The sequence below is a fragment of the Pseudomonas folii genome (assembly GCF_014357575.1).
GTDB lineage: Bacteria > Pseudomonadota > Gammaproteobacteria > Pseudomonadales > Pseudomonadaceae > Aquipseudomonas > Aquipseudomonas folii.
This window is the reverse complement of the sequence record NZ_JACONW010000101.1, coordinates 1-22,014: the sequence shown is the minus strand read 5'-3', so window position 1 is coordinate 22,014 and position 22,014 is coordinate 1. Positions and strand designations below refer to the sequence as shown.

General features: G+C 56.6%; 14 protein-coding genes. 5 read left to right on the top strand and 9 right to left on the bottom strand.

From position 1 onward, the window contains the following. Positions 1 to 135: 135 nt before the first annotated feature. Positions 136 to 1,626 (bottom strand): L-piperidine-6-carboxylate dehydrogenase, encoded by a 1,491-nt coding sequence (gene amaB / locus H8S59_RS18895; protein WP_187522418.1) that lies wholly within the window; start codon positions 1,624 to 1,626, stop codon positions 136 to 138. A gap of 150 nt (positions 1,627 to 1,776) precedes the next feature. On the opposite strand from amaB, the gene H8S59_RS18890 reads away from it, so the two are divergent. Next, a complete protein-coding gene (locus H8S59_RS18890) occupies positions 1,777 to 2,673 on the top strand; it encodes a LysR family transcriptional regulator (protein WP_187522417.1) in 897 nt (298 codons plus the stop codon). A 172-nt stretch (positions 2,674 to 2,845) separates the two neighbouring features. Here H8S59_RS18890 and H8S59_RS18885 read toward each other — a convergent pair whose 3' ends face one another. Beyond that, positions 2,846 to 3,799, bottom strand: a complete 954-nt coding sequence (locus H8S59_RS18885) for a hypothetical protein (RefSeq protein ID WP_187522416.1) — start codon at positions 3,797 to 3,799, stop codon at positions 2,846 to 2,848. A 577-nt stretch (positions 3,800 to 4,376) separates the two neighbouring features. Here H8S59_RS18885 and H8S59_RS18880 point away from each other — a divergent pair. From H8S59_RS18880 to nadE, 3 genes are all read left to right on the top strand, one after another. Then, positions 4,377 to 5,891, top strand: coding sequence for a hypothetical protein (locus H8S59_RS18880; RefSeq protein WP_187522415.1), 1,515 nt, complete (start codon positions 4,377 to 4,379; stop codon positions 5,889 to 5,891). Positions 5,892 to 6,268: 377 nt separating this feature from the next. After that, a complete protein-coding gene (gene pncB, locus H8S59_RS18875; protein ID WP_095092329.1) occupies positions 6,269 to 7,468 on the top strand; it encodes a nicotinate phosphoribosyltransferase in 1,200 nt (399 codons plus the stop codon). A gap of 46 nt (positions 7,469 to 7,514) precedes the next feature. Beyond that, positions 7,515 to 8,342 carry an ammonia-dependent NAD(+) synthetase gene (gene nadE, locus H8S59_RS18870; protein WP_187522414.1) on the top strand — a complete coding sequence of 276 codons (828 nt, stop codon included), beginning with the start codon at positions 7,515 to 7,517 and terminating at the stop codon, positions 8,340 to 8,342. A gap of 253 nt (positions 8,343 to 8,595) precedes the next feature. On the opposite strand, the gene azu is transcribed toward nadE, so the two are convergent. Further along, positions 8,596 to 9,042, bottom strand: coding sequence for an azurin (gene azu / locus H8S59_RS18865; RefSeq protein ID WP_095092331.1), 447 nt, complete (start codon positions 9,040 to 9,042; stop codon positions 8,596 to 8,598). Between the two features lie 405 nt (positions 9,043 to 9,447). On the opposite strand from azu, the gene H8S59_RS18860 reads away from it, so the two are divergent. Next, a complete protein-coding gene (locus tag H8S59_RS18860) occupies positions 9,448 to 9,642 on the top strand; it encodes a hypothetical protein (RefSeq protein ID WP_095092333.1) in 195 nt (64 codons plus the stop codon). A gap of 153 nt (positions 9,643 to 9,795) precedes the next feature. On the opposite strand, the gene H8S59_RS18855 is transcribed toward H8S59_RS18860, so the two are convergent. The 6 genes from H8S59_RS18855 to H8S59_RS18830 all read right to left on the bottom strand — a co-directional run bounded on the left by H8S59_RS18855 (position 9,796) and on the right by H8S59_RS18830 (position 21,767). Further along, positions 9,796 to 10,695, bottom strand: a complete 900-nt coding sequence (locus H8S59_RS18855; RefSeq protein WP_095092334.1) for a transglutaminase family protein — start codon at positions 10,693 to 10,695, stop codon at positions 9,796 to 9,798. Next, positions 10,695 to 13,190, bottom strand: a complete 2,496-nt coding sequence (locus H8S59_RS18850) for a circularly permuted type 2 ATP-grasp protein (protein WP_187522413.1) — start codon at positions 13,188 to 13,190, stop codon at positions 10,695 to 10,697. Before H8S59_RS18850 ends, H8S59_RS18855 begins: the two co-directional genes overlap by 1 nt. A 207-nt stretch (positions 13,191 to 13,397) precedes the next feature. Continuing rightward, complete coding sequence (locus H8S59_RS18845; protein ID WP_187522412.1) at positions 13,398 to 16,688, bottom strand: transglutaminase family protein; 3,291 nt, start codon at positions 16,686 to 16,688, stop codon at positions 13,398 to 13,400. A gap of 370 nt (positions 16,689 to 17,058) precedes the next feature. Continuing rightward, entirely contained in the window at positions 17,059 to 17,502 is a 444-nt protein-coding gene (locus H8S59_RS18840; protein WP_187522411.1) for a hypothetical protein, read from the bottom strand. Between the two features lie 162 nt (positions 17,503 to 17,664). Beyond that, complete coding sequence (locus H8S59_RS18835) at positions 17,665 to 19,200, bottom strand: hypothetical protein (protein ID WP_187522410.1); 1,536 nt, start codon at positions 19,198 to 19,200, stop codon at positions 17,665 to 17,667. A 263-nt stretch (positions 19,201 to 19,463) separates the two neighbouring features. Continuing rightward, positions 19,464 to 21,767, bottom strand: a complete 2,304-nt coding sequence (locus tag H8S59_RS18830) for a YgiQ family radical SAM protein (protein ID WP_095092339.1) — start codon at positions 21,765 to 21,767, stop codon at positions 19,464 to 19,466. Positions 21,768 to 22,014: the final 247 nt, after the last annotated feature.

Here is a 22,014-nt window from a genome sequence, read left to right as displayed (position 1 = left end):
AGAAATATGTTTCAGCAGCCTACGGTAGTTGACTCGAGCATACTCGTTGACGGGCGGAAATCCTGACAATGCAGGTCCGACGCCTCGCCAACAAGTTGGCTCCTACAGGCCATGCTATCTAGCTGGAAACAGACCTCAATCGAACGTAATGCCCTGCGCCAACGGCAGTTCCAGCGAGTAGTTCACGGTCGCTGTCTGACGGCGCATGTAACCGCGCCACGAATCGGAGCCCGACTCGCGACCGCCACCGGTTTCTTTCTCGCCACCGAACGCGCCGCCAATTTCTGCACCGCTCGGACCGATGTTGACGTTGGCGATACCGCAATCGCTGCCCAGCGCCGACATGAACTGCTCAGCCTCGCGCACATCCGTGGTGAAAATGCACGACGACAGACCTTGCGGCACGGCGTTGTTCAAACGCAGCGCTTCGTTGAAATCTTCGTAGCCCACCACGTACAGAATCGGCGCGAAAGTCTCGTCGCGCACGACTTCGCTTTGCTCTGGCATCTCGACGATGGCTGGAGATACGTAATAGGCATTAGGGAATTTATCTTCTAGTTGGCGCTTGCCGCCAAACACCTTGCCACCCTCGCTCGTCGCCTGCTCCAGCGCGTCCTGCATGGCTTGATAGCTGTGTTTGTCGATCAACGGGCCGATCAGATTCCCTTCTAGCGGGTGACCGATACGAATTTTTTCGTAGGCAGTTTTCAGTCGCGAGACGATTTCGGCTTTCACCGACTCATGGGCGATCAAACGACGCAGGCTTGTGCAGCGCTGTCCGGCAGTCCCTACAGCACTGAAGAGGATGGCGCGTACGGCGAGATCCAGATCGGCTGTCGGGCTGAGAATCATGGCGTTGTTACCGCCCAGTTCGAGGATGCTGCGAGCGAAACGAGCGGCCACTTTCGGAGCCACTTCGCGCCCCATTCGGGTGCTGCCGGTTGCACTGATCAGGGCCACACGCGGATCATCGACCAGCGCTTCACCCGCATCACGACCACCGATGATCACTTGAGCCAGGTACTCCGGCGCATCCGCGAAGTCAGCCGCCACCTTGTCGAACAGCGCCTGACAGGCCAGACCGGTCAATGGGGTTTTCTCAGACGGCTTCCAGATCACCGAGTTGCCGCACACCAGCGCCAACGCGGTGTTCCAGGACCAGACCGCGACCGGGAAGTTGAACGCACTGATCACGCCGACCACACCCAGCGGATGCCAGGTTTCACGCATGTGGTGACCTGGACGCTCAGAGGCGATGGTCAAGCCGTACAACTGGCGGGACAGGCCGACGGCGAAGTCGCAGATATCGATCATTTCCTGCACTTCACCCAGACCTTCCTGGGTGATTTTGCCAGCCTCCCAGGAAACCAGCTCACCCAGATCAGCCTTGTGCTTGCGCAGCGCTTCACCGAACAGACGAATCAGCTCACCACGGCGCGGAGCCGGAACCTTGCGCCACGCCTGAAAAGCAGCGTCGGCACGGGTGACCTGCTGCTCGACTTCGGCGGCCCCTTCCCAACTCACAGCGCCGATGCGACTGCCGTCAATGGGGGTATGAACAGGCTGGTCGCCCTTCTGATATTTCGCGGGGTCGACACCGAGGCGGGTTAGCAGGTCGGTAAGCATGTTCTCTCCTGATTTCGGGAATGCTGAAATAACGGTAAATCTTCAGGCTCTAGTAATAACTGGCCTTAACGCCATCAACAAACGACCATTAGGCGAGATATCATTCCTTTTATTCATGCTCGCAGTATCAAGATCGGAAAAGGCCAGAACATGCTCAACAGACGTCACCTGCCGTCCATCACCGCGCTGCAATGCTTCGAGGCGGTCACCCGGCATTTGAGCTTCACGCGCGCGGCCGAGGAACTGAACCTCACGCAAAGTGCGGTCAGCAAGCAAGTGGCGCAGCTTGAAGAACTGGTGCAGCACTTACTGTTTCGCCGGGTGCGTCGCCGCTTGCAACTGACCCCGGCGGGGGCGCTGTATCTGGGCGAAGTGCGCAAGATTCTGAGCCAGATGGAGATGTCCACTCATTTCCTGCGCTCCTATGGCGGCGAAACCGAGGTGCTGCGGGTTTCCACACCCTCGACCTTCGGCGCACGCTGGCTGGTGCCGCGCTTAAAGGGCTGGCGGCTGCGCCACCCGCATATTCATCTGGATGTGGTTAACGAGCAGGAAAACGATGACCTGATTCAAAGCCGCTGCGATTTCACGTTCTACTTCGGCCAGGGCGCACGACCGGGAGCGGAAAGTATTCGGTTGTTTGGCGAAGAACTGGTGCCCGTCTGCGCACCGAGCGCGTTACCCGCTACACCGTTTACCGATCCGACACAGTTGGCCGATCTGGTCCTGCTGCAAAACGCCAATCGCCCGCAAGGCTGGCATGACTGGTTCGACAGTCAGGGCTATCACACCGAACACAGCTACCACGGGCCACGCTTCGAAACCTTTTACATGTGCATTCGGGCTGCACAGGTCGGCTGCGGCGTCGCCCTGCTGCCGCGTTTTCTGGTGGAAGAAGAACTGGCCGACGGCAAGCTGGTCATCCCATGGCAACACGCCTTGCCAAGCAGCGACGCGTACTACATGGCCTACCCGGAGCATGCTGCTGAAGTGCCGAAGATCAGGGATTTTGCGAAGTGGATGCTGGAGCAGTTGGGGGGAGCATAAACGCAGTTTCTGTAGGAGCGCACGAGCACCGCGAGGCCGCGATAGCAGTGTATCAGGCAGGAGGCTATCGCGGCCTCGTGTTGCTCGTGCGCTCCTGCGCTCCTGCGCTCCTGCGCTCCTGCGGGTTTGATGCTTGCGATGCGGCAGATTTCATAAAAATGACGATCAACGATCAGGTTGCAGGCTGCTCCGTATAAACGACGTCCCTCAACCGATCGAGACCATCCCCAAACTGAAACGTGAATGGTCGGCCGAGCTTCGTCACCATTAATTGACATTTAGATGTCAACTCATCGTAGAGATCGGATGAAAGTGTGGTGAGCGCCTTATGTTCATAAAGGCCGTAAGAGTGAGCTCCAAGACTGCCTGCCAGAACGCTTACCTCGGCCATCTGACCTGAGAGACTGAGCGACTTAACTCCTAACTCGAGCTTACCCTCAGAAAGCAACCGACGCATATCTGCGCTATTAAAGTTAACTGCAACACGTTTATATTTTTGACTCCATGTCATCACGGCCATATTGAGAAAAGTGCCCCTATCACCGGGCATCAGCACAGCCATTTCGAAGGGGAGATCATGTTTTATCCGCGAAACAACATAACAATAAAACTCAGGCTTCCCATAATAAATTTTAAAATCTTTTTTATATCTAACCTGAATTGTTAACTCCGACTGCGGATGAATGTAAACGCCGTTATCTGAACGTTCGTAAAGCTGAGGCTGCCCCACTTTAAAGTCTGAAGATTCCGAATCCATTATTACGTGACCACTGAAAGCAGGCATCCGCTTGGCCTCAAGAACATCCTGCAAAGCCTGCTTAAGCGCCTGCTGCTGATCAGGCCCAAATGACTCATCCTTGATAGCAATATGTATGATGCTGGATTGCTTCTTATCAAGCTGAAAATCGAGCCCTTCAACCTGAACACCCAAACCACGTAGCGATTCGATTACATTATCAGGATAAAGCGTAAAGGCAGCTCTCCCCGGCTCCATGTAAAGCTGATTGACGGGCTTATCAAAATACAAAGTCGCGTAACGCCCTGCTTTATCACTATCGGGCGAACGCTCTTTGTCGCAACCCATAAGTAAGATCAGAATAAACATAGCGATCATCGGTAGTTTCATGGCAGGCCCGGGAGATTCAAATGAAAAGTAAAAAACTACGCCCACTTCGGAACGCTGCCGAAGCTTAAATTCAACTTCGCACACCATCAATCAAATAAGCCCAAACAACAAGACTAGCGGCAACTTTAAGAAAAGTCCTACAACCCCTAATTGTTTTTTCTGTCACGGGAGCGCTTTTATTGTAGGAAATGCGACCTGAAATATTGGCGCGATGTCGTGGGACCGGCTTTAGCCGGGAAGAGGCCAGTGCAGTCACTAGAACAAGCCGTCAGTAATACCGCCTTCCCGGCTAAAGCCGGTCCCACGACGCACAGCTCCGAGAGGCTGTAAGCAATTGCGTAGGGCGGCATTGGCCGCTAGCGCGTAAGCCCTGCGCGCCCATGCCTAAACCTCCAGCTCTCCACCAAATCCTGACGCCAGCATTACGGCTGCTTCCACCCATCAAATAGTTTTTTATGGCTGTGTGCTGCCCGGCGTTGAACCTATATTCCTGCAACCCTGGGTAGAAGCCTTCGCGCTGCGCATGTCGATCGCTACGTAGTTTCCCTGACTTGATCCCCTGACAGGTTATGACGCTATGGCGACCGCTAATATTGCAAAAGCAAACTCCCAGACCTGGCTCAATGACAGGCACCTGACGGTTATTTTGCTCGTGTTGCCGGTGATGCTGATGACGCTGGCGATCCTGATCAACAACCACGGGATGTTCATTTACACGCTGGACGATCCCTACATTCACCTCGCACTGGCCAAACAGATGTTCAGCGGCCATTACGGTATCAATGCAGGCGAGTTTTCGGCGCCGTCCTCAAGCATTCTCTGGCCCTTCCTGCTCGCACCTTTTGCCGTTCTGGGAAACGGGATGGTGTTGGCACCATTTTTCCTCAATCTGATTTTCGCGTTCATGACCATCGGCCCATTGCTCAGGTTGCTCGACGGTTTGCATCCAGTGAGCAAGGTCCTGATTCTCGGTGGGTTCTTCCTCGCCACTAATCTCTACGGCCTGATTTTCGCGGGGATGGAGCACACGCTGCAGGTCTATCTCGTGACCTTGATAGCCTGCGCGGTGGTGAAAAAAGAGTTCGGCCAGATAGCCACAACACCTCTGCCCGTCTACGTCGCGCTGATTTTATTGCCGCTGGTGCGCTATGAGGGGCTGGCCGTTTCATTGCCTGTGCTGGCTTATCTGTTCTGGCATGGCGAACGACGCGCGACAGTCGTCAGCGCAGCACTCATCGGTGCGCTGGTGATCGCGTTCTCGCTGTTCCTCAGTCATCTGGGGCTTGGCTACATACCTTCTTCCGTGCAGGCAAAAACCGGTACGGGGCTGGCCGCGCTGTTCTTCAATGTCACCAACCAGCTGGATGCCTATGGCTGGGTCTTGCTTGCTCAGTTATTCGTGTGTGTGCTGTTCTTCGACAGAAAGCCTCTGATCCTGATGCTGCTCACTGTGGCGGCGCTGCACACGTTGTTTGGTCGATCAGGGCAAGGCCGCTATGAAGCCTATTGGCTGACCTTTGTTGGCGTATTCGTGATCTACGCCTGCGTCACGCGCATGAATGCGCGTTACATGACTGCGCTGTTCGCGATGCTACCGATTGCATTTGCGATTCCGGTGTACACGACGCTGCGGGTGCCTCTTTCCTCGGCGGCGATTTATAACCAGCAGTATTCCAGCGGAGAGATCGTAAGAGCACTGGGCGAACCGGTTGCCGTCAATGACCTGGGCCTGGTCGCGCTCAATGGCAATCAATATATTCTGGATTTATGGGGGCTGGGCAGTATCCAGGCGCTTCACTATCGCAAGACGCGCAACGATGCGGACTGGATGACAACCCTGATGGACGAAAAACACGTGCATTACGCGTTTGTTTACAACGAGTGGTTCCCCGAAAGGCCGAAGAACTGGATTGAAGTAGCAGAGATGCGCCTGACCATCCCTCGCGCATCGGCCGCAGCATCCAGCGTTTTTTACTACGCCACTGACGAAGAATCAGCGAAAAAACTCAAAGCCGTGATGGAGCGGTTTCGTGATCAAACCCCCAACGGCAAATTCACCCTGAATTTCCCGGCGGTTGCTGCGGTGCGCTGAAAGAGCGCTTTTGCCTGGCAATGACATGCCTCAGCGGGAAACTTTATGTTGGCCTGCATCTTTCGGCGTGGGACCGGCTTTAGCCGGGAAGACTGCATGACTGACGATGAATATGTCGTGACTGGACGGGCCTCTTCCCGGCTAAAGCCGGTCCCACGACATGTATCAGTATTTGTGGATCCTGTTCCAATCCAGAAAGCGCACCACCCTCCCCCTACCAAAGAAAACTGCCCCTATCCCGCACTGACTGGCATTATGTCGGTCATTATCAACAACAAGCTCAATGAGCGCTCGATGGCTCTGCCACGGGACGCCGTGACCACTTGATTCATTTTCGTTTGGCCGCGTCTGGCGGCCGGTCCTGCTGGAGCGACCCAATGAGCGAGAGCGCTTTCTCGAATCGCATCGTGCAAAACCTGCTCGATACCGATCTGTACAAACTGAGCATGATGCAGGCGGTGTTGCACAACTACCCCAACGTCGACGTGGAGTGGGAATTTCGCTGCCGCAACGGTGAGGATCTTCGTCCTTATCTGGGTGAAATCCAGCAACAGATCCAGAAGCTGTGCGAGCTGTCGCTGACCGCTCCCGAGCTGAACTTCCTGGAGCGCATCAACTTCATGAAGCCGGACTTCCTGAGGTTTCTTGGCCTGTTCCGCTTCAATACGCGCTATGTGAAAACCACCATCGAAAATGATGAGCTGTGCATTCGGCTGCAAGGGCCATGGCTGCATGTGATCCTTTTTGAAGTGCCGGTTCTGGCGATTGTCAGTGAAGTGCGCAACCGCCATCGTCATCCGGATATCCTGCTCAGTCAGGCGCGAGACAAGCTGTATCGCAAGTTCGACTGGCTGACCGCCAATGCCCAGGCTGACGAGCTCGCCGAACTCAAGGTCGCTGACTTCGGCACCCGTCGCCGCTTCTCATACCGTGTTCAGGAAGAAGTCGTCGACGTGCTCAAGCGCGACTTCCCCGGCCAGTTCGTCGGCACCAGTAATGTGCAGCTGGCACGCAAATTTGATCTGAAACCGTTGGGCACCATGGCCCACGAATGGATCATGGCTCACCAGCAACTCGGGCCACGCTTGATCGACAGCCAGAGCGCTGCGCTTGATTGCTGGGTGCACGAATACCGGGGATTGCTGGGGATCGCCCTGACGGACTGCATTACCACCGACGCTTTCCTACAGGATTTCGATCTGTATTTCGCCAAGCTTTTTGACGGTCTGCGCCATGATTCCGGTGATCCGGTGAAGTGGGCCGAAAAATGCATCTCGCATTACCAGAAGCTCGGCATTGATCCGATGAGCAAGACACTGGTGTTCTCCGACGGCCTGACGTTGCCCAAGGCACTGGAAATATTTCGTGCACTGCGCGGTCGTATCAATGTCAGTTTCGGCATCGGCACTAACCTGACCGCAGACATCCCGGGCGTCGAACCCATGAGTATCGTCCTGAAGATGACCGCCTGCGCCGGGCAGCCTGTTGCGAAAATCTCCGACGAGCCCGGCAAGACGCAATGCAAGGACCCTAACTTCGTCTCGTACCTGCGACATGTGTTCAAAGTGGCGGATTGATCCGCAAACAGAATCCGTCGCCCCCATCCTTACCGAGGAGTGAATCATGCAAGCCGTACAGCTCCAGATCGCCGAGCAGCTCAAGGTGCAACCGCCTTTCGCCGACGAAAATGCACTTCAAGCCGAAGTCGCCCGGCGTATCGTTTTCATTCAGGACTGCCTGACCAACGCCCGGCTCAAAACGCTGGTGCTGGGCATCAGCGGCGGCGTGGATTCATTGACCGCCGGGCTGCTGGCTCAGCGCGCTGTTGAAGAGCTGCGCACCACCACCGGTGACGACAGCTATCAATTCATCGCAGTGCGCTTGCCTTACCTCGTCCAGCATGACGAACACGAAGCTCAGGCTTCAGTGGACTTCATCAACCCGGACGTTCGTCACACCGTGAACATCGGCGGTGCGGTCAAGGCGATGGCGAGCGAAATCAAGTCATTTGAGGGGCAACATGCCAGTGCTGTGGATTTCGTACTCGGCAACACCAAAGCCCGCATGCGCATGGTCGCGCAGTACACCATTGCTGGCGCTCATCAGGGCCTGGTAATCGGGACCGACCATGCAGCGGAAGCGGTGATGGGTTTCTTCACCAAATTCGGCGATGGCGCGTGCGATCTCGCACCGCTGAGCGGGCTGGTGAAGAATCAGGTCCGCGCAATCGCCCGTCACTTCGGTGCGCCGGAATCGCTGGTGGAGAAAGTCCCCACTGCCGACCTGGAAGACCTGGTGCCCGGCAAACCGGACGAAGCCTCACACGGTGTGACCTACGCCGAAATCGACGCCTTCCTGCACGGCGAGCCGGTGCGTGAAGAAGCGTTCAAGATCATTTGTGACACCTACGCCAAGACCCAGCACAAGCGGGAGTTGCCGTACGCGCCTTGATGTAGGTTAGGTCCCTATAGGAGTGAACTTGTTCGCGAAGCGTTTCACTTGACACATCGCCTCGCCAACAAGTTAGCTCTCATCAAACAAAATGCAATCCAGTGAATTGAAATGCATTTTCTGTAGGAGCTGCCGAAGGCTGCGAAGCGTTTCTCCTGATACACCGCGATCGCAGCCTTCGGCAGCTCCTACAGGTCCTATGTTTGCCGCGAGACAGCGCGGGGCCATAGACACCGGGGTGCGAAGGTAACGCTTACTTCAGCGTCACTGTGCCTTTCATCATGCCGATATGGCCTGGGAACGAGCAGAAGAAGCCGTACTTCTCGGCCGGGTCCAGCTTCGATACATCAAACGTCACCGAATCCTTCTCGCCAGCGCCAATCACTTTGGTGTGCGCGATGATGCGGGCATCACCCTCTTTCAGATACTGCTTGTCGATACCGGCACCCAAGCCATCGGTGGCGATAGCCTGCATATCGGCTTCTTTGCTCAGCACCCAGTTATGGCCCATGACGTTCTTTGGCAGGCTGCCGGAATGCGTGAGGTTGACCGTGAAGGTCTTGCAGCTTTTATCGATTTCAACGGCCTTGGTGTTGAAGGACATCTGATCGGTGGAGTCGACTGTCGTACTGCACTCTGCCGCCAGCAATTGCCCGCTGGCCAATGTCAGCAGGGATACAGCAACAAGCTTGCGAATCATGGGGAATCTCCAAGGCAGGGTATTTTGTTTATTCCGGCAAAGACTGCCTGATATGGCGCCAGGTTCCAATGACCTGCGTCAACAAGGCTCAGTGGCAGTTAGCTATCGAGGGCATCGAGACAATCAAAGAGGCGACGTTCGGATCACGGTGCAATATGCCTCATCGCCACCTTTCAGGATGACCATCATGCAGCTCAACAGCCTTTTCCGTAGTTTGCTCGCCGCTTACGCGTGCGGTGCCACTGGCAGCAGTGCTGAGGAATCAAACCCGTTTTGATAACGATTTAGTAACGAAAAACAGGAGTCTGGAATCAAGGCTTTGGACCAGAGGACACACAACGCCGTGTGCCCGACGCCGTTCTCAGGCAGAATGACGCCATTAATTGCCTTAACAGAGGATCGCCCATGGCTAAACCTAACTACTCCTTCGCGAAACGTCAGCGAGATCTGGCCAAAGAGCAGAAGAAAGAGGAAAAGCTACAGCGCAAAAACGCTGCCTTGGCCGAAACCAGTGCTGAAGGCGAGTCCGAAGCGACTGAAGCGACCGACGAAGCTGCGCCAGTAGAACAGACCAGCACTGACGACAAACCAGCCAGCTGATAAAGCTTGTTCTCTTAGGACCGGCTTTAGCCGGGAGCACATTTTTTCTGAACCAGCAATTGCAGCGTACCTGCTGTCCCTCTCGCGGCTAAAGCCACTCCTACGATTGCATTGAGTCCGTAGGACCGGCTTTAGCCGGGAGCAAGAGGTTATTCACCTCCCCCCCTCAATCGGCATCACCGTCACCCGCACTTCCGGGTCGTGACTGCCACCGCCCAGAATCACCCCCCGCAACGGCGACACATCTGAAAAGTCGCGCCCCCAGGCCAGGCTGATGTGTTCCAGTGCAGGCTGCACGTTATTGGTTGGGTCGAAATCCACCCACCCCAGCACCGGACAAAACACCGACACCCACGCGTGGGACGCATCCGCGCCGATCAGTCTTGGCTGACCCGGTGGCGGCTGAGTCAGCAGATAACCGCTGATGTAGCGCGCCGACAACCCGCGTGAGCGCAGGCAAGCCAGCATCAAGTGGGCGAAGTCCTGACAGACGCCACGACGGCTTTCCAGCACCTCGACCAGCGGGGTCGCCACTTGCGTAGCTTCACCGTCAAACGTGAACTCGGTGAAGATCTTCTCCATCAATGCCTGCACACACCACATCAGCGGCTGACTTGGCACAAAGCAATCTGCCGAGAACTCGATGAATGACTGCTTCAAATGCACGTAAGGCGATTCGAAACGATAGCGACAGGCTTCCATGATGTCCGCTGACATCGGCCGGGCGTTGTAGGTCATGATGCTGCGAGTCATTTCCCACGCAGGCGAATGATCGAAATTAAGCGGCGAGCGCTCAAGGACTTCGACCTGCAGGCGCGCATTCACTTCCAGCTCATCGTGAGGTCGCTCAAATGCCAGCCGGGTCAGCGGGTTGCCGAACACGTCGAACTCATCACGGCGAATCGTCGGAATCGGGCTGACCAGCAACTGCTGCTCAGTGCAGCGCTGCCAGGGATTGGGTCTCGGCCACAGGTGCGCCAACTGCTGGGCCAGCGAAACCGGGCTGTCGTATTTGTAATGCGTGTCGTGGAAAATCTGGTAACGGGCGCTCATCAGACGGACACCGTACGTTGGCTGATATCGTCGACGTGGGCAAAGTGACGCAAGGCCAATCGATCAGAAACCTGTCCGCTGGCGTCACCAATGCTATGCAACATGTCCGCAAGCCCTTCCAGCACGGCCTTGATACTGCTGTCACCAAACAATGGATTCTCCAGACAACCCAGATCGAAACTCGACAGGCGTCGAACCAGCGTCCCCAGACTGGCATCACGAGGCGCGCCGAACTCTTCGTTCAAATGGTTCAGGGACTTGGACACCAGCTTGAGCTGGAACAGCACCGCGTGGGGGTTCTGATCATCCAGTAACAGCAAGTCCAGCACCGGAATCAGCTGCGGCACGGCCAGGTAGCGCGAGCGATAGGTAATGCTGCTGTTGCCCAGCTCCAGCAGCCACTCCAGACCGGCCTGATCGGTCACGGCCGCGCTGCGCAGGAACGCTGCCAGGCTGTTGCTGAGAAACTTCAGTCGCTCGATACGTCGACCGATCATCAGGAAGCGCCAGCCTTCGTCCCGGGTCATGTCATCCAGGGCAAACCCGGATAACGCTGCCAGCGACATGACCAGCCGGTTGAGGAAGTCCAACAGCTCGCCGAAATCTGGATCCTTGCTGTCCAGGCTAGTCGCTTCACGCTGTAATTCGACCAGTGCCTGCCAGTTCTCCCTGGACAACTTGCCACGCACTTGCGAGGCCGCCCACTGCAAACGCTGCAGGTTGGCGCGCAGACTGAACGGCCACTCATCGCCGAGAAGGGCCGCGAGAAGCCGCTCAGGCAATGTTCCTCCCTCTTCCTCATGAGGCAGCAAGTTCAGGCGCTCACCCAGCGCCACGGCCGCCTCAAGCGCTTCAGGATCATTACCGTCCACATAACGGGTGAGCATGATGCGCAGCAAGCGCGCACTGTTGTCGCAACGCTCGCAATAACGGCCGAACCAGAACAGATTCTCCACTACGCGGGAGGGCAAATACGGATCGCGACGAATCAGGTCGTGCACGCCCAACGTGCGCTGGCCTTTCCAGGGTTCGCCGGTTTGCGACAGCTCGCCCAGCACCCACGTGTCTTTGCTGGCACCGCCGCGCTGCATCGAAACCACGTCGGCATCAGCTTCGGCGGCAACGCGAGTCAATCCGCCCGGTAGGACGCGATAACCTTCAGAACTGGCCACGGCATACACACGCATGCCAATGGCACGAGGCTGTAACTGTTGGCCATCGGCCTGCCAGACCGGCGCGTGAGACAGCTGCGCCAGTTCCTGAGCCACATAGGCATAAGGTCTGGCCTGCATGCGTTGCGCGAGGGCCTCACGCTGGGCTTCATTCAAATCCCGGCCAAACACTGGCGAAAAACTCTGGGAAGGGAACGCGGGCTTGATCAGCAAATCCGGCAGTTTCTCCAGCGCTTGAGCCAGCACGGGCGGTTCGCCGCACCACCAGGTTGCAACGGACGGCAGGATCAAGTCCTCGTCGAACAGGTACTGACAAATCTTTGGTAAAAAGCCCAGCAGGCCTGGTGACTCCAGCACACCACTGCCCAGCGCGTTGGCAACCAGCACTTTGCCCTGACGCACCGCTTCCAGCAGGCCCGGCACGCCGAGCGCAGAATCGGTGCGCAGCTCCAGCGGGTCGCAGAAATCATCGTCCAGACGACGCATGATCGCGTGCACCCGACGCAAACCGCTGAGGGTTTTCAGGTACACCGTCGCGTCGCGGACCGTGAGGTCGCCACCCTCCACCAGTGGGTAACCCAACTGGCGGGCCAGATACAAATGTTCAAAATAGCTCTCGTTGAAGCGACCCGGTGTCAGCAGCACGATCAACGGCGTTTCGTTATTGGCTGGCGCCTGACGCGCAAGGGTTTCCTGCAAGGCGCGGAAAAAACCGGACAGGTGCTGAACCTGTAAATCCCGGTAGGTTTCCGGGAAAGCGCGGGACACGATCTGGCGGTTTTCCAGTGCATAACCTGCGCCCGACGGTGCTTGCGTACGGTCAGCCGTCACCCACCAGCGACCATCAGGCGTGCGTGCCAGATCCACCGCGTACATGTGCAGGAACGCGCCTTCCGGCGGTGTGATGCCTTGGCAGGGCCAAAGGAAATTGTTGTGGCCGAATACCAGCTCGGCGGGCAGCAGGCCTTGGGCGATCAGGGTTTGCGGACCATACAGGTCAGCCAATACCGCATTGAGCACCTTGGCTCGTTGCGCAATGCCCGCAGCAACCTGCTGCCATTCTTCGGCAGGAATCAGGTGCGGTAGTAAATCCAGCTCCCATGGGCGGTCCGCGCCCTTGGGATCGGCGTAAACGTTATAGGTGACGCCATTTTCCTGAATCTGTCGGGCCAATAGCGCCTGACGTTGAATCAATTGTGCGGAAGTACTGCGTTGCAGCTGTTCATACATGCGCTGCCAATGAGGACGAACAGCTCCATCGGCATCAAGCATTTCGTGATAGGTACCCGCAAACACAGGGTAATGGTCAAGCAAGTCGCGCATGGAAGGCTCGGCAGAGACTAAAAATTTCAGAGTAGCGCAGTCGGATGTCAGCTGATGGTTAGCTGCTCCGGCTGGCGGAACCATTTTTATAAAACAGACTGAATCAACCTGCCCCCGGCAGGAGCGAACTTGTTCGCGAGGCGTCGTTCCTGACACGTATCCTCGCGTACAAGTTTGCTCCTACCGGCGTGGACTGCCGGGCATTTATTAATGCAAACGCATATCCAGCGTCATCGGCAGTTCGTCGTTGATGCTCAGCAGTGGCACTTCCAGTTTGCCGGGGGTGTGACCGATCCTGAAGAACCGCGCGAGACGGCGGCTTTCCGCTTCGTTGGCATTGACCGGCAAGGTCTCGTAATTGCGCCCGCCAGGATGCGCGACATGATACTCGCAGCCGCCCAGTGAACGCTGCATCCACGTATCAACCAGATCGAACACCAGCGGTGCATGCACCGGGATAGTCGGTTGCAGGCAATTGGCAGGCTGCCAGGCCCGATAACGCACCCCGGCGACAAATTCGCCCACTCGTCCGGTGGGCTGCAACGGTATCGCAATGCCATTACAGGTCAATACATACCGTTTCGGCGGCAGGCCATTAATCTTGACCTGCAGGCGTTCCAGCGAGGAGTCCACGTAACGCACCGCACCACCGGCCGAGCCTTCCTCGCCCAGCACGTGCCACGGTTCGAGCGCCTGACGCAATTCCAGCTCGGTGCCACTGACCGCGTAATCGCCGACCTTGGGGAAACGGAACTCCAGATGCGCCGCAAACCACTCGGCACGCACCGGGTAACCGGCACCGTTCAACTCCTCGATAACGTCTGCAAAGTCCTGCTCGATGAAGTGCGGCAGCATGAACCGGTCATGCAGTTCAGTCCCCCAACGCGCCAGCTTGGCGGGCGCATACGGCTCGCGCCAGAAACGCGCTACCAGCGCACGCAGCAACAGTTGCTGAGCCAGGCTCATCCGGGCGTGCGGCGGCATTTCAAAAGCACGCAGCTCCAAAAGTCCCAGACGGCCAGTGGCACCGTCCGGGGAGTAGAGCTTGTCGATACAGAACTCGGCACGGTGAGTGTTGCCGGTGACATCGATCAGCAAGTTACGCAGCAGCCGGTCAACAACCCAGGGCGCAACTTCTTCACCGGGTTTGGGCATCTGCGCGAATGCAATTTCCAGCTCGTACAGGGAGTCGTTACGCGCCTCATCGACCCGTGGTGCCTGAGAGGTCGGACCGATGAACAGCCCGGAAAACAGGTACGACAGCGAGGGATGGTTGTGCCAGTAACTGAGCAGGCTGCGCAACACGTCGGGGCGGCGCAGGAACGGCGAATCTCCAGGCGTCGCGCCACCCAGAACGAAGTGGTTGCCGCCGCCGGTGCCGGTGTGTCGGCCGTCGATCATGAATTTTTCGGTGGTCAGTCGCGTCAGCCGCGCCTGCTCGTAGAGAAACTCCGTGCGTTCAACCAAATCATCCCAGGAAGCAGACGGCTGTACGTTGACTTCGATAACGCCCGGATCAGGCGTAATACGGAAATTTGCCAGACGCGGATCGCTTGGCGGTTCGTACCCTTCAAGCAGAATCGGGCAGTTCAGCTCTTCGGCGCTGGCTTCGATGGCCGACACCAACTCCAGGTAATACTCGAGTTTTTCCAGCGGCGGCATGAACACATACAAGCGCCCTTCCCGCGCTTCGGCGCACAGCGCCGTACGCGTCAGCCAGTCGGCCGACTCGTCGATCTTTGGCATACGCTCAGCGTTGGCGTCCAGCTGTTCTGTAAGCCCGGTAAGTTGCGCCTGAACTTGCCCATCATCAGGCAGCTCGGGGAAGTCCTGGTTGAAGTCGGTAGGATGAATGAACGGATATTCCGCCGCCTTGACCCACGGTTGCGATGCCAACGGCAAACGATAGCCCAGCGCTGAATCACCGGGCACCAGACGGCAATGGGTGTCCCGCAGATACCAGCGACCACTCTGCCAGCGATCACCGTCAACGGAGCGCGCCAGAGGAAGGACCTGACCGATAACCTTGTCCAGCCCTTGAGCGAACACCTTGCGCAGCCGTGCACGCTCAAGTTCGTCACTGAGGCGTGAGTCTTCGGCGCTGACGTTGGCAGGCAGTGCGCCCTCACGCCACAGGTAATAGAAATTGTCTTCGTAGGCCGGGAACACAAAACGCGTCGGCACTTTCAGGCGTTCAGCCACGCTGGCCAAAAACCTTCCAGCCAGTTCGCCCGTCGCGCCGTAGTTTTCGGTTTCTTCGGCAATCAATGCATTGTTGTGCCACACAGGCTGCCCGTCTTTGCGCCAGAAGCAATTGAGCGACCAGCGCGGCAACTGCTCGCCCGGGTACCACTTGCCTTGGCCAAAATGCACGATACTCAGCGGCGCATAGTGTTTGCGCATGCGCTGAAACAGCTCAGCCGACAGAGCGCGTTTTTTCGGCCCCAGCGCAGCAGTGTTCCACTCGGCGCCGTCGCGATCATCAATAGAGACGAACGTCGGCTCGCCGCCCATGGTCAGGCGCACATCGTTGTCAGTCAGATCGCGGTCAATCTGATGGCCCAGCGCTTGAATCTCGGCCCATTGCTCTTCGGTGTACGGTTTGGTAACGCGAGGCGCTTCCCAGATTCGTTCCACTGACATTTCATGGCTGAATTCGGTTTCACAGGGTTCAACCAAACCACTGATCGGCGCTGCCGACGATGGCTCCGGACTGCACGCCAGAGGAATATGTCCTTCACCCGCGAACAAACCTGAGGTGGCATCAAGGCCGACCCAACCTGCTCCCGGTAGATACACCTCGCACCAGGCGTGCAGATCGGTGAAGTCGACGTCGGTGCCGGACGGCCCATCAAGGGCTTCAACATCTGCCTTGAGTTGAATCAGGTAGCCAGACACAAAACGTGCAGCCATACCCAGGTGACGCAGCAACTGCACCAGCAACCAGGCCGAGTCGCGGCAGGAGCCGGACGCGTTTTCCAGCGTGAATTCCGGGGTTTGTACGCCGGGCTCCATGCGGATCAGGTAATCGATGTCCTGACTCAGACGCTGGTTAAGCCCCACCAGAAAGTCGATGGCAGGCAATGGCGTGCGGTCAATGCTGGCCAGATAGTCAGCAAACTTCGGCGTCAGCGGAAGCTTTTCAAGATAAGGCGCCAGTTCGCGCTGCTCTTCGCTGGCATAGAAGAACGGGATCTTCTCGGCATAAGGCTCGAGGAAGAAGTCGAACGGGTTGAAGACCGCCATTTCGGCGACCAAGTCAACTTCAACACGCAACTCGTTGGTCTTTTCCGGAAAGACCAGGCGCGCGAGGTAGTTGCCTTGAGGGTCCTGCTGCCAGTTGATGAAGTGATTTTCAGGCAGGACTTTCAGTGAATACGACAAAACCCGGGTGCGGCTGTGGGCCGCAGGACGCAGGCGGACAATCTGCGGACCCAGTTCAACCGCTCGTTCGTAGCGGTAATGCGTGACGTGGTGCAAGGCAATGTGAATCGACACGGCGTGCCTCCTGCGAGCCTGGACGGTAATGGAACCGCGCAAGACTTATGCCATCCGGGCAAATACGGCGGTTCCTCGATGGCGAGGCAGAACCAGGCACTATTAAAGCGCCTACCGTGCCCCGCGGTGCAAGCGTTGCACAGAAATAAGGCATAGGGAGGGAAAATTTGTGAGCGAGCAGGCGTCGAGGGGACTGAGCAGATCGTGATCATCTGTGGCGGCGAATTCATTGACGACGGCGGGACTAGCTGAAATCAATCGCGTCTGACGTGGTGCGTTGTGAATGAATTCGCTGCCACTGGGAGTCGTTGGAGAAAAAGTGAGGATAATTAAACTGTCGCGTGAGTTAGAAAATCGCGTGAGTGGACTATTAGTAACTGTAGTTAACGGTTATTGAGTCCTCACCAGCGGGAGCTCCCTGGTTTTGTCCGCCACTGACCAAATGCTTGATAGTAATTCTCGCAAACCTGTCAAAACTATGGTGATTAAAAGCCTCAATCGAGCCTGAAGAGTTCTTGGAAATTTCTTCGCACTGGTCGTAACCAGCTCTTCCTGGCCGGGTGTAACATATGTGAACTCTCTCACCTGTGTTATTTGGATAGTAGGTACTAGTCCAATTTATGCTCTCCAGCCTTTTCGGCAAATAACGTTGGTTTCTGGGGAAATCCATAGTCATCATCGAAAACTGTGACAGACCAACGCCCGCTTTGGCGACCACAATCCGGTCGGGCACTTCAGACTTGGTAATGGAACTCTCTACTGCGAACGTATTGGCTGACAAAGCAACAAGCGTGATTGCTATAATTTTTTTCATGAGTCATTCCTTGAGTATTGTGCTTAGTACCCCAAGCTTACTCAACCGCCCACGTCGCGCGACATACATATGTATTAAATAAAAACCGATCAGCAGCACCGCTGCGCTAATGCGGCGCGATCAAGTGACTCGCGCCTTTGTAAGCAGAGGATGGTGCAAGTCTTACATTTCTCCAAGCCGATCCCATAGACTACCAAGCCAACCCGGCTCTCTTGGGTGAAGATCATTGCCGGGCCATTCGCGTAATATCTCCAGCCCCGTCCTGGTCCGTACAAGCTGCAGATGAGACTGAGCCGCTTTACCGCTCCCCTCTTCCAATTCAATGCCCAGTGCTCGACCCTTTTCAGTGAGACGCCATACACCATTTTCGCTGATAACATCAGGATCGAAATGCGCCATCCTGACCGTACTCGAGGTCGTCATTACGTAGTACTCCTCCCCTGGCCTGGGCACATAGCTAGAGAACGTGCTCTCCACAGGAGCTGCTGTATTAGATTCATCAGAGAACTTCGTCACGACATGTTCCATGAATTCAAAATATCCAAAATTCCCCAGCGCGCCAGAAGTTGGAGTCAGCGCATATCGCAAAAATTCCGGATCGAGCCGTGTGCTATTTATAGCGGCGCCATTCAATATACGCGACGCGACAGCTGCATCTTCTTCTGGAAAAGCAACCGTCAACTTCCAACCCTGGAGATCGTAATTGCACTTGTTAAAATCCGACTTGAAATGTCCAAACATCCGATAATGTCCAAGAGAACGAGCGACCCCATCAACATATTCCATGTCAACATCCTCACCTTGAGCATAAGCATAGATATCAGAAAGCAGCTCGCGATCTTCTTTCGTGAGGTACTCACATTCGTTACGGGAAAGGTCCCCGAACTTTAAACCTTTCGACGCATCGGCAATGGCGGGCTCACGCACTCCGAACAAACGCTCCACCATTAACTGGCGACCCACCTTATTGGCTTGAGTGGCAGCTACATCAACTTGCGATGGGGGGACAACTTTCGGCTGCTCGCTCAACCTCGATACTTGAGTAAAGGCCGGCTCGGGAAGTGATCGTTGAATAACCTCCAGAGGCTTCGCTGCGCCCATTTCGCTCAGCGACATCTTGCTGCCCGAATTGAGCTCAATCTTCTGCTGCAAATCAACAGCATAACCAACCGGATACTGGCTTTGCTCAATGGGTGCCAGTGACTTGAAATGAGTGAACGCCTCATTAAAAAAGCCGGTCATCTTCCCGGTGTCGCCGTACTCAAGCAGTGCGTGCTGAGTCGCACTCTGTCGCCAGAGCTGTTCCTGACTGGAGGACTCTTGCAGGGCTGCCACACGGTCTGCGACAGAAAAATCACCACCTTCGTCATACGCTATCAAAGCCAACTGATCTCGGGGCATACCTTGAAAAGGTTTGGCGGACATATTGGATTGCTGGACTTGATGAGGACCGCCCAATAGCTCGTTGAGCACTTGCGACGCCTTCTGCCCAAGTGCCTGCGGGTCTAGGGAGGCATCCCTGGCCTGGGCACGCGAAGCAGCCGCGCTAATCTGACGAGCGAGGACTGAAACCGAGCTATCGGTGCTCGTCTGATGAGTCACCTCGCCAGCAACGATGTTTGCTATGGCTGAGGGCCTGCTGTCCACAGTTGAGATGACACCCTGAGCTCTCACTGAATTGTTATTGATAATGAGCACCGCGATCTCCCTGACTTAGGCGGCTAGCAACGCTAGCGCTTCTGTTGAAGAAACCGAGGATAGGCTCAGGCCGCCCCACTGGATGTAGGACTAACTGTGTCGTCGCGTGGGAAGAGTCTTGTTTTGCTTTCAGTGTGCGTCAGGCGGGTTGTTATCGGGGAGAAAACGAGATCCGCAGGCTCTTCCGGTAGAACGTCAAAACCTGAAGTCACAACGCAAAACGCCAACCCGAAGGTTGGCGTCCAGTACACAGAATCACACTGTTAGCGCGGAACGACCGGCTTGCGCTTCGGCGGCTTTGGCCCTTTGCCTTTCGCAGCATCCATACGCTCTTTGGCGGCCTGCCTGTTGCGCGCCTCGGCGGCGGCCTTGGCTTGCTCGCGTTTGTCCCAGGGTTTGCTGCCATCGCTGCCGCGAGGTGGCAAGCCGGTGTGCTGGGTGAGGATCCTCGTGGTTTCCTTGGCGACCTTGTGGCTGCCAGCGGGTGTCGAGTTTTTACGTCGGGCACTCTGGTAGCTGTCGGTGGTGGGCTGATGCAGCGGGATCAGTTGATCCTTGCCCGAACCGATCAGGTCGGCGCGGCCCATGCGGGTCAGTGCCTCACGCAACATCGGCCAGCCTTTTGGGTCGTGATAGCGCAGGAACGCCTTGTGCAGACGGCGTTGCTCTTCGCTTTTCACGATGGTTACCGCATCACTCTTGTAGGTGACCTTGCGCAGCGGGTTTTTGCCAGAGTGGTACATCGCGGTCGCAGTAGCCATCGGCGACGGATAGAACGCCTGCACCTGGTCGGCACGGAAACCGTTGCCCTTGAGCCACAGGGCCAGGTTCATCATGTCTTCATCGGTGGTGCCCGGGTGGGCCGCGATGAAGTAGGGAATCAGGTACTGCTCTTTGCCCGCTTCCTTGGAGTACTTCTCGAACATGCGCTTGAACTTGTCATAGCTGCCGATGCCCGGTTTCATCATCTGGTTGAGCGGACCTTCCTCGGTGTGTTCCGGGGCGATCTTCAAGTAGCCACCGACGTGGTGGGTCACCAGTTCCTTGACGTATTCCGGCGACTCGACCGCGAGGTCATAGCGCAAACCGGAAGCAATCAGGATCTTCTTCACACCCGGCAAAGCACGAGCACTGCGATACAGCTGGATCAGCGACGAGTGATCGGTATTCAGGTTCGGGCAGATGCCAGGGAACACGCAGGACGGCTTGCGGCAGGCGGATTCGATTTCCGGGCTCTTGCAGGCAATGCGGTACATGTTCGCGGTCGGGCCGCCGAGGTCGGAAATCACCCCGGTGAAGCCCGGAACCTTGTCACGAATCTCTTCGATCTCGCGGATGATGGACTCTTCGGAGCGGTTCTGAATGATCCGGCCTTCGTGCTCGGTGATCGAGCAGAAAGTGCAGCCGCCGAAACAGCCACGCATGATGTTCACCGAGAAGCGAATCATGTCGTAGGCCGGAATTTTTTCCTTACCGTACGCAGGATGCGGGATGCGTGCGTAGGGCATGCCGAACACGTAGTCCATTTCTTCAGTGGTCATCGGAATCGGAGGCGGGTTGAACCAGACGTCAACGTCGCCATGCTTCTGAACCAGAGCACGGGCGTTACCCGGGTTGGTCTCCAGATGCAGTACGCGGTTGGCGTGAGCGTAGAGAACTGCGTCGCCACGAACTTTCTCTACTGACGGCAAACGGATGACCGTTTTGTCACGGGTCATGCGCGGGCTGGCCAGAATCTGTACGACCTTGGCTTCGTTCGGATCTTCAACCGGACCCTTTTCCTGCTCGATGGCACAGGCCTGGGTGTCCTGGGTATTCACATACGGGTTGATGATCTTGTCGATCTTGCCCGGACGGTCGATGCGGGTGGAGTCCACTTCGTACCAGTCTTTAGGCGTGTCACGGCGGATAAACGCCGTGCCGCGCACATCAGTAATGTCTTCGATCTTGTGGCCGTAGGACAGACGCTGCGCCACTTCGACAATTGCGCGCTCGGCGTTGCCATACAGGAGAATGTCGGCGGCGGCGTCGATGAGGATCGAGTTGCGGACCTTGTCCTGCCAGTAATCGTAATGGGCGATGCGGCGCAGCGAGGCTTCGATGCCACCCAGCACGATAGGCACGTGCTTGTAGGCTTCCTTGCAACGCTGGCTGTACACAAGGCTGGCGCGGTCCGGACGTTTGCCCGCCATGCCGCCTGGCGTGTAGGCATCATCGGAACGGATTTTCTTGTCCGCGGTGTAGCGGTTGATCATCGAGTCCATGTTGCCTGCAGCGACACCGAAGAACAGGTTCGGCTCGCCGAGCTTCATAAAGTCGTCTTTGGACTGCCAGTTCGGCTGGGCAATGATCCCGACGCGGAAGCCCTGAGACTCCAGCAGCCGGCCGATGATCGCCATGCCAAACGATGGGTGATCGACGTACGCATCACCGGTCACGATGATGATGTCGCAGGAATCCCAGCCAAGCTGATCCATTTCTTCCCGGCTCATTGGCAGGAAAGGAGCGGGCCCAAAACATTCGGCCCAGTACTTCGGATAGTCAAATAACGGCTTGGCTGCTTGCATGTCGGAACCTACGTTTGCACGTTGGAAAAATCGCGGGCGCGGAATATAGCACAAATTTTGATCAAATCCGACGGCGATGGTCGGAATTGAGTGACAGGTGTGGTGACCCAATAGGGCTTAACCGTAACCGTAGGACCGGCTTTAGCCGGGAGGGCGCTGGTAATCCGATAATTTTCCTTCGCCAGAAATACCGCTCTCCCGGCTAAAGCCGGTCCTACGGGCGGTCGTCAGACACATCCCACACATC